This is a genomic window from Dyella japonica A8 (assembly GCF_000725385.1).
Classification (GTDB): domain Bacteria; phylum Pseudomonadota; class Gammaproteobacteria; order Xanthomonadales; family Rhodanobacteraceae; genus Dyella; species Dyella japonica_C.
This window is the reverse complement of record NZ_CP008884.1, coordinates 1527428-1540968: the sequence shown is the minus strand read 5'-3', so window position 1 is coordinate 1540968 and position 13541 is coordinate 1527428. Positions and strand designations below refer to the sequence as shown.

At 65.8% G+C, this 13541-nt stretch carries 10 protein-coding genes; all 10 read right to left on the bottom strand.

Annotation, left to right across the window (positions count from 1 at the left end):
- Positions 1-147: 147 nt before the first annotated feature.
- The 10 genes from HY57_RS06350 to HY57_RS06310 all read right to left on the bottom strand — a co-directional run bounded on the left by HY57_RS06350 (position 148) and on the right by HY57_RS06310 (position 13494).
- The gene (locus HY57_RS06350; protein ID WP_019464573.1) at positions 148-840 is read right to left on the bottom strand and encodes a response regulator; all 693 of its coding nucleotides are present in this window, start codon (positions 838-840) and stop codon (positions 148-150) included.
- A complete protein-coding gene (locus HY57_RS06345) occupies positions 837-3503 on the bottom strand; it encodes a sensor histidine kinase (RefSeq protein ID WP_019464572.1) in 2667 nt (888 codons plus the stop codon). The genes HY57_RS06350 and HY57_RS06345 overlap by 4 nt, the downstream gene beginning before the upstream one ends.
- Positions 3504-4299: 796 nt before the next feature.
- Positions 4300-4869: a potassium-transporting ATPase subunit KdpC gene (gene kdpC, locus HY57_RS06340; RefSeq protein ID WP_019464334.1), complete on the bottom strand. Its 570-nt coding sequence runs from the start codon at positions 4867-4869 to the stop codon at positions 4300-4302.
- A gap of 10 nt (positions 4870-4879) precedes the next feature.
- Entirely contained in the window at positions 4880-6373 is a 1494-nt protein-coding gene (locus HY57_RS06335) for an outer membrane beta-barrel protein (protein WP_019464333.1), read from the bottom strand.
- 86 nt (positions 6374-6459) lie between these two features.
- A complete protein-coding gene (locus HY57_RS06330; RefSeq protein ID WP_019464332.1) occupies positions 6460-6660 on the bottom strand; it encodes a hypothetical protein in 201 nt (66 codons plus the stop codon).
- Between the two features lie 155 nt (positions 6661-6815).
- Positions 6816-8891: a potassium-transporting ATPase subunit KdpB gene (gene kdpB, locus HY57_RS06325; RefSeq protein WP_019464331.1), complete on the bottom strand. Its 2076-nt coding sequence runs from the start codon at positions 8889-8891 to the stop codon at positions 6816-6818.
- A gap of 31 nt (positions 8892-8922) precedes the next feature.
- Complete coding sequence (gene kdpA, locus HY57_RS06320; RefSeq protein WP_019464330.1) at positions 8923-10725, bottom strand: potassium-transporting ATPase subunit KdpA; 1803 nt, start codon at positions 10723-10725, stop codon at positions 8923-8925.
- Positions 10722-10814 (bottom strand): K(+)-transporting ATPase subunit F, encoded by a 93-nt coding sequence (kdpF, locus tag HY57_RS21145; protein WP_019464329.1) that lies wholly within the window; start codon positions 10812-10814, stop codon positions 10722-10724. The genes kdpA and kdpF overlap by 4 nt, the downstream gene beginning before the upstream one ends.
- Positions 10815-11193: 379 nt before the next feature.
- Positions 11194-12165, bottom strand: a complete 972-nt coding sequence (locus tag HY57_RS06315) for a VTT domain-containing protein (protein WP_038580584.1) — start codon at positions 12163-12165, stop codon at positions 11194-11196.
- Positions 12166-12273: 108 nt separating this feature from the next.
- Complete coding sequence (locus tag HY57_RS06310) at positions 12274-13494, bottom strand: MFS transporter (protein ID WP_026033768.1); 1221 nt, start codon at positions 13492-13494, stop codon at positions 12274-12276.
- Between the last annotated feature and the right edge of the window lie 47 nt (positions 13495-13541).

Sequence of the window (13541 nt, the reverse complement as noted above, 5' to 3'; positions counted from 1 at the left end):
CCCGCCCGTGGAGACAGGCGTTGACCGGTGCCGGAGAACTGTGAATCTGGCCAGCCTTCGCCCCGCCCCGGCGTCCGGGACGGGCGAAAAAAGCCCTTGAATCAGACCACTACCGGCTCTCACCGGCTGCGACACCGGCCCGTTGGCTCAGCCGGGGCCGAGGAAGCGGTAGCCCACGCCCGGCTCGGTCTTGAGCCAGCGGGGTGTCGCCGGGTCGTCGCCCAGTTTCTGGCGCAGCTTGCCCACCACGATGCGCAGGTAGTGGCTGTCGTGGGTGTGGGTGGCGCCCCAGATCTCCCGCAGCAGCTGTTGCTGGGTCACCACGCGGCCGGCATGGCGCAGCAGCAGGGCCAGCACGGCGTATTCCTTGCGGGTGAGCGACAGCGGCGCACCGTCGAGCGACACCTCGCGGCGGGAAAGGTCGATGGCCAGGCGGCCGTCGTCGTAGCGCTGCGTGGCCTCCGGCTCGCCCTGCCGGTTGCGCAACAGGGCGCGCAGGCGTGCCATCAGTTCCTGGATGCCGAACGGCTTGGTGACGTAGTCGTTGGCGCCGGCGTCGAGCGCCTTCACCTTTTCGCTTTCCGCATCGCGCACGGACAGCATCACCACGGGGACGTGGCTCCACTGGCGCAGCTCGGCCAGCACCTCGTGCCCCTCCTTGTCGGGGAGGCCGATGTCGAGGATCACCAGATCGGGCGAGCGCGTGGCCGCCAACGCCAGCCCTTCGGTCGCGTTCGCGGCCAGCAGCACCTCGTAGCCTTCGGCGCGCAGGCCAATGTCGAGGAATTTGCGGATCTGCGCCTCGTCGTCGATGACCAGGACACGTGCGGCTGACGTCATGCGTGGTTAACGGGCTGCGCCGGCAACGGCAAGGTAATGCGAATGGTGGTGCCAACGCCGTCCCCCGGCAAGGCCTCCACGCTGCCGCCATGCGCGCCGATCATGCCGCGGCAGATGGCAAGGCCCAGGCCGGTGCCCTGCGGCGCGCGGTCGCCGCGCGACACGGAATAGAACATGTCGAAAATGCGGGCGCGCTCATCTTCGGGAATGCCCGGACCGCGATCGACCACGTCCATCTGCACCTGCTCGCCCTTGGGCCGCACCACCACGCGCACCGGTTCGCCGGGCGGCGAGAAGCGCGCGGCGTTCTCCAGGATGTTGAACAGGGCCTGCTCGATCAGCGCGGGATGGACGTACAGCAGCAGGGTCTGCGGGGGCAGCACGGTATCCACCCGCAGATCGGGGAACAGCTTGCGCAGTCGCGTGGTGGCGGCCGCGACGATCTCGGCGACGTCGGTCCAGTCGCGGTTGAGTTTCAGCGTGCCGTGGCCGAGCTTGGTCATGTCCAGCAGGTTCTGGATGTAGCGATCCAGCCGCTGGCCTTCGCCGAGGATGGCTTCCAGCAGTTCCCGCCGTTCTTCCGGCGGCAGCTGGTCGCCGTAGCTGGACAAGGTGCCGGCGGAACCGATCATCGAGGCCAGCGGGGAACGCAGGTCGTGCGACACCGACGACAACAAGGCATTGCGCAGGCGCTCGGTTTCGCCCTGCACGCGGGCGCCTTCCAGTTCCTCCGCGAGCCGCGCGCGCTGCAGGGCCTGGCCGATGTCCTGCACCATGGTCAGCGCAAGGCTGCGCTCGTCGGTGGAGGGCTCGCCCTGCCCCGGTGGAAAGCGCAGCGCCGCCACGCCCAGATGGTTGTTGTCGCTGCCCAGCGGCAATACCCAGCATGGCGCGGCGTTGAGCGTATCGGTGTAACGGCCGGCCTGTTCCGCGTGCTGCTCACACCACGCGGCGGCGCCGAGATCCTGCGTGGTCAGGTCGAAGTCACGCGGCGACGCTGCCACCGCGCGCAACACCTGGCTGGCATCGCGCGCCAGCATCGCCACGTCGCACCGCAGGACGTCCGCTAGCGCGGCGGCGCCCACGCGGCGGATGCCCTCGGCGTCTGTACTGGTGGAAAGCCGCTGCCCCAGCGCGAGCAGCGCACGCGCCTGCGCATGCGCCATGCGAAGGGATTCCACCTGGCTGGCGAGCTTGGTCGCCAACCGGCTCGCCACCAATGCCGCGACGAGGAACAGGCAAACCGCCAGCACGTCGTCGAAGTTGGCGATCATCAGGGTGTAGCGCGGCGGAGCGAAGAAGAAGTTGTAGCCCAGGAAACACAGCGTTGCCGTGTAGACCGCCACCGCCATGCGCGTACGCACCGCCACCACCAGCACGGCGGTGAGGAAGATCAGCGAAAGATTCGCCACGGACAGGTAGCGGTCGGCGATGAACGACAGGCCGAACGCCACCAGCGTGGCGAGCGTGGCGTAGATGTACTCGCCGCGCCGCCCCGGCCCACCCGGCATGCGAAGGCGCAGGCGCGACTTCGCCCGCTCGGCGGGCGTGGCGATGATGGTGAGCTCCAGGTGCGCCCCACGCCGCAGCAGCAACTGTGTCAGTGAGCGGCCAAGCATGCGCGCCAACGGACGTTCACGCGTACGCCCAAGGATGATCTGGCCGATGCCCTCGCGATCCGCGTGCGCGATCAGTTCATCGGCAATGGCATGACCGCGCAGCACCACGGTGTCGCCACCCAGGCGGCGCGCAAGCCGCATGGCGGCGTCCAGCCGTTCGCGTCGCCCTTTGTCGAGGGTAACGCCGGTATCGACGAACGCCACGCTCCATGGCGCACCGCGGCGCTCGGCGATACGGCGCGCGATGCGCACGAGGTATTCGCTCTGCGAATGCCCGTCGATGGCGGCCAGCACACGCCGCCGCACCGGCATCGCGCCACCGCGCGCCAGCATGTGCTCGCGCAGGTCGCTGTCCACGTGGCCGGCCACGGTATCCACCGCCAGCTCGCGCAGGGCGACGAGATTGGTGGGCGAGAAGAACGCATCCAGCGCCGCGGCGGCCGTCTCGGGCACATACACCTTGCCCTGCTTCAGCCGCTGGATTAGCTCGCGCGGCGGTAGATCCACCAGCACGATGTCACGCGCGCGGTCGAGGAACGCATCCGGCACGGTTTCGCGCACGGTGACGTTGGTGATGCGCCGCACCTGATCGTTGAGGCTCTCCAGATGCTGCACATTGAGCGCGGTGTAGACCTCGATGCCCGCTTCCAGCAGCTCGGCGATGTCCTGCCAGCGCCGTTCGTGGCGACCGCCCGGCAGGTTGGTGTGTGCGAGCTCATCGACCAGGATGATGTCCGGCCGGCGTGCGAGGGCGGCATCGAGATCGAACTCCGTGAAGTCCCGCCCCTTGTAGTTCACCTTGCGACGGGGGAGCTGCTCCAGCCCGTCCAGCAGTGCCGCGGTTTCCTGTCGGCCATGCGTCTCCACCAGCCCGATCACCACGTCCACACCCTGCCGCTTCAACTCGCGCGCGGCCGAGAGCATGGCGTAGGTCTTGCCCACGCCCGGCGCGGCGCCGAGGAAGATCTTCAGGCGGCGCGTGCGCTCCTCCTGCACGGAATCGAGCAGGGCGTCGGCACGTGCTTCGCGGGAGGGTTCGGACATGGGTGGCCGTGGGTGGTGGTGTGTGGATAAGGGTAGGACTTGGAGTGGGGAGCAGGAAGTGAAATCGTTTTGTTCGCTGGCTATGTTCCCACGAGCCCCCTCCCCTTACTCCGCCCTCTCCCCCTAGGGAGAGGGGAAAATGATGTTCGCAGCGAACCAAACAAAGCTACAACAGCACAACGCTTTAAGCCCTCTTGGCGACGGCGCGTTGCGGTGTAACCGTAGTGTGTAGGCGTTACGCCTGTCGCATTCCGGGCTCCGGAACCGGCACCGCTTGTATTCCACGCCATGCAGAGCTCCTCAGGGTGATGGCGCGTTGCGGTGTAGCCGCGGTGTGTAGGCGTTACGCCTGTCGCAATCCGGGCTCCGGAACCGGCACTGCTTGTATTCCACGCCATGCAGAGCTCCTCAGGGTGATGGCGCGTTGCGGTGTAGCCGTATCGTTCAATAAGGAGATCGCGCGGCACCGGTTACCGAGGTCTTCAAGGTTTGTATTCAACACGGCGCTACTGGAGCTCTAAAGGCCATTTCTTTGGGTTACTTTCGACGCGAAGCTAGTCCCCGTGGGATCTTTTGGGCCAGCAAAGAAAAGTGACTCGGCCTTCGGCAGAAGGTCGAAACGCCCGCTGCGTAAGCGGCCCGATCGCGGGAAGGTACGAGGCGACGACCGACCACAGACGCTACTGGATCCCGGCCTACGCCGGGATGACGGCTGAAGAATGAAGCGGTGAGGCGAGCACCCGCCCCTCACCCCAACCCTCTCCCCTGCGGGGAGAGGGTGGAAAGGGGCTCACGTTCAACGGCCATCCAATGCCAGATTGAGCTTCAGCACATTCACCCGCGGCTCGCCCAACATCCCAAACTGCCGCCCCGTGGTCGCCATCGCCACCATCGCCTGCACCTGCGACTCGCTCAAGCCACGCACCTTGGCGACACGCGATACCTGATAGTCGGCGGCCGCCGGCGAGATCTCCGGATCGAGGCCACTGGCCGAGGCCGTCACCAGATCCACCGGCACCGGCTTCGTATTGCCCGGATCCGCCGCGCGCAGCGCGTCAATGCGCTGCTTCACCGCATCAGTGAGAGCAGGATTCGTAGGGCCCTGGTTCGAGCCGTTGGAACCCGTGCCGTTGTTCGGCTGCGGCGTGGTGGCCGAAGGACGACCCCAGAAATACTTGGGGTCGTCGAACGATTGGCCGATCAGGGTGGAGCCGACCGGCTTGCCGTCTTTCACGATCAGGCTGCCGTTCGCCTGCGACGGGAACAGCACCTGGGCCAGGCCGGTGACCACCAGCGGATAGGCCACGCCGGTAATCACGGTCATCAGGAGCAACATCACGATAGCGCTGCGAATCAACTTGCCCATGGTTCAAACCTCAGTAGTGGAGGATCGCGTCGAGAAGAGCGATCGCCTGGTAGTTCTTCTTGCCGTTGTTGTAGGCATTCACGTTGTACGAGTGCTCGTAGCGAAGCTCGGGACGGATCTCGAGGTCCGGCGACACCCAATGCGTGAGGCCCAGCGTGTGGCTGCTGTACTTGGTGGCGAAGCCGGTGCGCTGGCCCTTCTGGTCGTTGTAGAACTCGTTGCGGAACGACAACATGTTGTTGGCGTTCAACTCGAAGTTCAGGTAGTTCACCACGCCGTACTCGCCCGCCTTGCCCGGGTACGGCGAGGAAGCCACCACGCCCGGCTCGCCATCCGGCCCGAAGCCGGGGATGTTGCGGCCGTACATGTAGTAGGCCTCCGTCTGCATGTGCACCTTCTGGCTGAAGCGGTGGCCCCAGGTCATCACGTACATCTGCACGTTGTTGTAGTTGTAGTCGGACGTGTTCCAGCTGTTGATGCAGGGGTAGAGCATGTCGTTGTTGTCTTTGGACACCCAGCGCACGCAACCCTGCAGCGTCGGGCGCGCGGAGTGGTTCCACGGCGCCGTGTCGTTGCTGGCATTGATGCCCAGCTGCACCGTCCACTGGCTGCTGAGCTTGGTCGTGGTCATGATGCCGGTCTGGGTATACGGGTCGACCGTGTAGAGAATCGAGTGCGTCACCAGGTAGTTCTGCGGCGAGAACTGCGCCTCGATGTCCGGCAGCGACAGATAGCGGCCAAAGCGGATGACCATGCCCTCGGCAACCGACGGAATGTACAGGTCGTAGTAGAACAGCATCGGATCGACGCCGTAGATCTTGCCGTTCAGCGCGCTGTGCGCCTTGGGGTTGTTCAGCAGCTGGTTGCTGAACACGCCCTTGGTCACGGTGTAGTGGTAGTCGTAGCCGTACAGCGTGGAGATGTTGAAACCCCAGTCCACGTGATCGGTCTGTACCGTGTCCTCGACGCGGGTGATGTTGAACACCAGCTGGTCGAACTCCAGGCGATTGGGGCGCGTCGCGTACGACAGCGGGAAGTTGGTGAAGCTGGAGGAGCTCGCGTTCAGCGACGGATTGATCCAGCCGTTGATCTCGATGCGGTTGCGCTTCATCCAGCCACCCAGCTTGGTGCAGGACAGCGCCTTCTGCAGCGGGTACTGGCCGTAGCTGTTCGGCACGCCGATGGGTGCCGCCACGCCGCCGAGCTGCCATTCACCGCTCGGGAACGGCGGAGAATCCAAAGGTGCGTCCATGCCGCGACGCTGGGCGGCGGGGGCATTGGGATCGGCCGGCTGCGCGTCTTCGCGATAGGCCGCGCCGAGACGGGAGAGGAAGCCTTGCGAGCAATCATCGCTGGCGGCCGTCGGCGCGCTCGCCGGGCTGTCGCCCAGGCTCGCGGCAGGCGCCACATCCGTGCTGTCGACGGATACCGCAGCGGCGGCCGCTTCGCCCGCGGGAGCGAGGGCCAGCAACAGTGCAAACGAAAGAACCTTCTTGGACATCATGGGGTGTTCCTGAAACCGGCTCGGGGCGAGCCGTCCTTTTCTTGTGAGTAGGGAGTAGTAGTGGGCCGCTGTCATGCGGCCTCGTATCAGATGCCGGCGTAACCGCCGAGCACGTAATCGTCCTGTTCGCTGTGCGGCGTTTCCGTGTCACGCGCCTGGATGCGCGTGCGTCCCTGCGCCGGCAGCGCGATCACCACGTCGCAGCTGGAGTCGTTCGAGGAAAGCCGAAGCTCCATGTCCGGGTGGGTATCGTCGGGCAGTGAAACGGAAAGCTTGAGTACTTGCATGGCAAAGACTCCGGGAGTGAAGAGCAAAGCGTTTCTTTTCCTATCCGTCATCCCGGCGCAGGCCGGGATCCAGTAGCGTGAGTGCGCGCTTTTCGCGACAACCTGTCACCGCGGCTACTGGATTCCGGCCTGCGCCGGAATGACGAGCAGAAGCGTCAGGCCAGACCGCAGACCACCAACAACATATCGATCACCTTGATGCCCAGGAACGGCACCACGATGCCGCCGAGGCCGTACACGAGCAGGTTGCGCCGGAGCAAGGCGCCAGCGCCCAGCGCCCGGTACTTCACGCCCTTCAGCGCCAATGGGATCAGGAAGATGATGATGAGCGCGTTGAAGATCACCGCCGACAGAATGGCGCTCTGCGGGGTGGCGAGCTTCATCACATTCAGCGTGTTCAATGCCGGGTAGGTCGTCGCGAAGGCCGCCGGGATAATGGCGAAGTACTTGGCGACGTCGTTGGCGATGGAGAACGTGGTCAACGAGCCGCGCGTGATCAGCATCTGCTTGCCGATCTCCACCACCTCGATGAGCTTGGTTGGGTTGGAATCGAGGTCGACCATGTTGCCGGCTTCCTTGGCCGCCTGGGTACCCGTATTCATCGCCACCGCCACGTCGGCCTGGGCCAGCGCCGGGGCGTCGTTGGTGCCGTCGCCGCACATGGCCACCAGGCGGTTCTCGGCCTGGATCTTGCGGATCAGCTTGAGCTTGGCTTCCGGCGTGGCCTCGGCGAGGAAGTCGTCCACGCCGGCTTCCGCTGCGATCGCCGCTGCCGTCAGCGGGTTGTCGCCGGTGATCATGATGGTCTTGATGCCCATCCGGCGCATTTCGGCGAAACGCTCACGGATGCCGCCCTTCACGATGTCCTTCAGCTCGATCACGCCCAGGGCGGTGATGCCTTCGGTGACGATCAGCGGCGTGGCACCACGGCGCGCGATGTCTTCGGCCAGGCGCTTGACCAGCGGCGGCAGGTGGCTGCCGCTGGTCTCGAGGTAACGCTCCACCGCATCCAGCGCGCCCTTGCGGATCTGGCGATCGCCGATATTCACGCCACTCATGCGGGTCTGCGCGGTGAACGGCACGAACTCGGCGTGGCCTTCTTCCAACTGACGCTCGCGGATGCCGAAGCGCTCCTTGGCCAGCACCACGATGCTGCGACCTTCCGGCGTTTCATCGGCCAGCGAAGCAAGCTGCGCGGCATCGGCCAGCTTGCCTTCCTCGACGCCCGGGGCCGGCACAAAGGCCACGGCCTGGCGGTTGCCCAGCGTGATGGTGCCGGTCTTGTCGAGCAGCAGCACGTCCACGTCGCCCGCCGCTTCCACCGCACGGCCGGAGGTGGCGATGACGTTGGCGCGGATCATGCGGTCCATGCCCGCGATGCCGATGGCCGACAGCAGCGCACCGATGGTGGTGGGAATCAGGCACACCAGCAGCGCCACCAGCACGGTAAGCGTGATGGGATTGCCCGAACCGGCCACCTGCACGCTGTAAATGGAATACGGCAGCAGCGTGGCGCAGGCCAGCAGGAAGATCAAGGTGAACTTGGCCAGCAGGATGGTGAGGGCGATCTCGTTGGGCGTCTTGCGGCGCGCGGCGCCTTCCACCATCGCGATCATGCGGTCCAGGAAGCTTTCGCCCGGGTTGGCGGTGATGCGCACCACCAGCCAGTCGGAAAGCACACGGGTACCACCCGTCACCGCGCTGCGGTCGCCGCCCGATTCGCGGATCACCGGCGCGGATTCGCCGGTGATGGCGCTTTCGTCAACGCTGGCCGCACCCATCACCACTTCACCGTCGCCCGGCATCTGCTCGCCGGCTTCCACCAGCACGTGATGACCCACGCGCAGCTCGGAGGACGGCGTGAACGTCACGTTGGCGTCCTTGTGCGGCGAGGCCAGGCGTTTGGCGACGACGTCCTTGCGCGAGCTGCGCAGCGCGGCGGCCTGGGCCTTGCCGCGGCCTTCGGCCAGCGCCTCGGCGAAGTTGGCGAACAGCAGGGTGAACCACAGCCACACCGTCACCCAGAAGATGAAACCGGTAGGCGCTTCGCCGTGGCCGGTCAGCGCCTGCACCCACAGGAGGGTGGTCAGGATGCTGCACACGAACACCACGAACATCACCGGATTGCGGAACTGCTGCTTCGGCGACAGCTTGCGGAACGAGTCCGCCACGGCTTTCACGATCAGGTCGCGATCGAAGCTGCGAACACCGTGAACAGGGGTATGAGTCATTGTCATGGTTCCAGGTTCCTTCGCGCGCTTCTCAGCGCACCGACATCAGGAATTCAGCGATGGGACCCAGGGCGAGCGCGGGCAGGAAGGTCAGCGCACCCACCACCACCACCACGCAGGCAAGCAAGGTCACGAACAACGGCGTATGCGTGGGCAGCGTGCCGGCCGACGGCGGCACGTGGCGCTTGGCGGCCAGCGAGCCGGCCATGGCGAGCATGGCGATGGCGAGCAGGAAGCGCGACAGGTACATGCACACGGCCAGCAGCACGTTCCAGAACGGCGTGTTGGCAGACAAACCACCGAACGCGCTGCCGTTGTTGTTGGTCGCCGACGACACCGCGTAAAGGATTTCGCTGAAGCTGTGCGCACCGGGGTTGCCCACGCCGGCCACGCCGGCCGGCGACAGCACGGCGATGGCGGTGCAGATGACGATCAGCGCGCACGGCACCAGCACGGCCAGGCTGGCCATCTTCATCTCATGCGCCTCGATCTTCTTGCCGAGGTATTCGGGCGTACGACCCACCATTAGTCCGGCAATGAACACCGCGACCACGGCGAAGGCAAGCATGCCGTAAAGACCGCAACCGACGCCGCCGAAGATCACCTCACCCAGCTGGATCAGCCACATCGGCACCAGGCCGCCAAGCGGCGTCATGGAGTCGTGCATGCTGTTCACCGCGCCACACGAAGCGGCCGTGGTGATGGTGGCGAACAGGCCGCTCGCGGCGATGCCGAAGCGCGTTTCCTTGCCTTCCATATTGCCGCCCGCCTGCAGCGCGGAGGCCTGCTGGTCGACGGCCAGGCCATGCAGCGCCGGATTGCCGGCCTGCTCGGCACCCACCGCGGCGTAAGCAAGGGGGATAAAGATGAGCAGCATGGTGGCGAGGATCGCCCAGCCCTGTCGGCGGTCACCCACCATGCTGCCGAACGTGTAGCAAAGTCCCCCAGGAATCAGGAAGATCGCCAGCATCTCGATGAAGTTGCTGAACGGCGTCGGGTTTTCGTACGGATGCGCGGAGTTCGCGTTGAAGAAGCCGCCACCGTTGGTGCCAAGCTGCTTGATCGCGATCTGCGAGGCGGCCGGGCCCATCGGCAGGGTCTGCGTGGTGACCGTGCTGGACTTGGTCACGTCCTTGCCCTGGGCATCCTTCACCGTATTGCCCGCGGCATCCTTCACCGTTTCCACGGCCGTGGTGTTCTGCACCAGCGGCACGTCGACGTAGGATTTGAAGTTCTGCACCACGCCCTGCGAGGAAAGCAGCAGCGCGATCACCAGCGAGAACGGCACCAGCACATAAAACGTACTGCGCGTCATGTCGACCCAGAAGTTGCCGACACTGTTTGCACTGCGACGCGTGAAGCCGCGAATGACCGCAAGCAGCACGGCCATCGCCGTGGCCGCCGACAGGAAGTTCTGCACCGCCAAACCCATCATCTGGGTCAGGTAGCTCATGGTGCTTTCGCCGCCATAGGCCTGCCAGTTGGTGTTGGTGACGAAGCTGATGGCCGTGTTCATGGCCAAGTCCGGCGACAGCGCATCGAAATGCTGCGGGTTGAGCGGCAGCCACTGCTGCACGCGCTGCAGGCCATACACCACGAACACGCCGACCAGGTTGAACACCAGCATGGCGATGGCGTAGCGCTTCCAGCTCATCTGGTCGTCGACATGCACGCCGGCGAGGCGATAGAGCAGATGCTCGAGCTTGCCGCCCACGCGGTTCACCCGGTTGGGAGTATCGGCGAACGCGAGCGCCATGTAGCTGCCCACGGGCTTGATCAGCACGAGCAGCACGGCGAGATAGAGCACGACCTGGAAGAAGTCGAAAGTAGTCATTCGAACCACTCCGGCTTCAGCAGGGCCACGCACAGATAGCCCGTCAAGGCCACCGCGATCACGGCAGCCACGATATACAACGCGTTCATGGATGAAATCTCCCGAAGGAAAGGCGGGGACCCGGTCGCCAGCAGGGGCGACAGGTGCTCGTCAGGGACGGCGGCCCAGGCGGTCGCAGATCAGCAGGAAGCCGAGCGCCGCGGCGAATAGCACGATCGAAAAAAGTAGATAAATGGCGTCCATGGAAGCCCGACTCACCGTGTCAGTTAACGGTGGAAATTGTCGGAACCGGCGCATAAGAAAGGGGTAGCGAATTTTCGCGACCGCGTATAAAAGCCGTAAAAATTTGCCGGGACCCAGAGAGCACAGTTGTGGGAGCGCACCCTGTGCGCGACCGCAGAGGTGGGGCTACCGCTCCGCACGTTTGTCGCGCACAGGGTGCACTCCCACAGGAAAGAGAAGTAGCCCTCAGACCGCGTGGGAGACCACGACCTCTTCCACCACCGGGGGGCGATGCACCGGGTACCCCGCAGCATCCCACGCGTCCAGCCCGCCCAGCAGGGGCCGCACGCGCTTGTAGCCGCGCGACATCAAGGCCTTGGCCACCAGCGCGGCGGAGGCTTCGTTCGGGCAGGTGCAATAAACCACCAGCTCCGCATCCAGTGGAACCACTTCCACGATGCGGTCGACGCTGTTCACGTCCGCCAGCAACGCGCCGGGGATGATGCGTGCGTCGATCACTCGGGCCGCCTCCGAACGCACGTCGACAATGGCCGGGTTACGGCCATTGATCACGGCGTCGTTGAGTTCTTCCACGGTGATGCGCGCCATGCGAAGGGCGCGCAGCAGGCGATGGCGCTGCCACCACTTGATGAGGATGTAGAGCGCGAGCAGGCTGCCGATCAGCATCAGGGCCACGCTGCCGGCATTGGCCAGTGCCATCAGCACGGCATCGATCTGGTTGGCGAAGACGTAGCCAAGACTGACCGCCATGCCCACCCACATCAGTGAGCCTAGCCCGTCGAACAGGATGAAGGGCGCCGCGCGCAAACCCATGGCCCCTACCAACGGCGGAGCCACGGTGGACAAGCCCGGCACGAACTTGGCGAGCAGCAGCACGCCGCCGCGCCAGCGCTGGAAACGCAGCTCCGACTGCTTGACGCAGGAGTCGGGCGACAGGGAAATGCGGCACAGCGTGCGCATCACGCCACCACCGAAATAGCGACCCGCCGCATACCAGGCGTAGTCGGCCAGCAGGCAGGCCAGCAGGGCCACCAACACCACGCCGGTCAGCGGCAATCGCTCCATGGCCGCCAGGGCACCGGCCACGATCATGGTCGGTACGGCAGGCACAGGGACACCCGCCTGCTCGATCAGCACGTTGGCGAAAACCAGCAGCAGTCCGTACTGCGCGATGAGTTCAATGATGTGGTGTGCCATGGACGCCAGCCTCGTCGCCCGATCGGGCGGCAACGCGCCGCCCGGCGCCACGATCATTGGGTCTGCGGGGCCTAAACGCAATGCGTCCGCGCACACTTTTTACAGCGCTCAGGCGCCCGGCGACACCTCGGCCGCGGCGCCCACCCGCGAGGCGCTGCCGGCGATGCGCCGGCCGCCCAGCAGGACCAGCGGCAACCACGCCAGGGTCAGGGCCGCCGAGCACAGGAAGATGCCCTCCGTCCCCAACCGCCCCAGCGCGATACCCCCCACCGCGCCACCCACGAAGGCACCCAGGAACTGGCTAGTGGAATAGGCGCCCATCGCCGCGCCGCGCAGGGAGCCTGGTGCCAGCTGGGACACCAGGCTCGGCAAGGCGGCCTCGAGCAGGTTGAAGGCCGAGAAAAAGACCGCTGCGGATACCCCGAGCGCCGCCACGTGATGGCCCGACAGGCCCAAGCCCAGCAGCCCGAGCCCGGTCGCCACCACGCACAAGGCCACCAGCCGCAGGCTTTGCGCAAGCTCGCGCATACGGTGCAGGCAGGCGCCCATGACGAAGGCGGCGATCACCATCACCGGCAGGTAAAGCTCCCAGTGGCGGTTCACCGGCAGGTGCAGTCCGTCGGCGAGCAACAGCGGCAGGCCAACGAAGCTGGCCGTCAACAACATGTGCAGGAAGAACACCGAGCCGTTGAGCACGAGCAGGCGGCCGTCACGCAACATGGACAGGACGCCGGCAAACGTCGCCGACGCGGGCGCCGCCGGCCGCTCGGGCGTGGGGACGATCAACCACAACAGGACCAGCGCGGCCAGGGCCAGTACCGACGTGGTGGCGAACAACCCCGGCAGCCCCGCGATGGCCTCCAGCGGCGGCCCGAGGATGAGCGCCAGCAAAAACGCCACGCCGATCGAGACGCCGATGATGCCCATGACCTTGCCGCGGTTCTCATGGCGTGTCAGGTCGGCGGCCAGCGCCGTGCCGGCGCCGGCCACCGCGCCCATGCCCTGCAGCGCCCGGCCCAGCACGATGCCAAGCAGGCTGTGCGCCATGGCGGCCACCAGCCCACCGGCTGCGAACACCAGCAAACCCAGCGTAATCGCCGACTTGCGACCGATCCGGTCGGACAGCAGTCCCAGCGGAATCTGCAACAGCACCTGCCCCAGCCCGTAGACCCCCAGGGCCAGGCCGATCAGCCACGGCGTGGCATCCGGCATGCGCTGCGCGTACAGCGAAAACACCGGCATGATCAGGAACAGGCCGAACAACCGCAGGCTGATCACGCAGGCCAGGGTCAACGCACTGCGCCGCTCGAGTGGGGAGAGTTTGCTCACCGGGGGCTTCTTAAAAGGGTCGCACCAGGGCGCGATTATTACGTCTC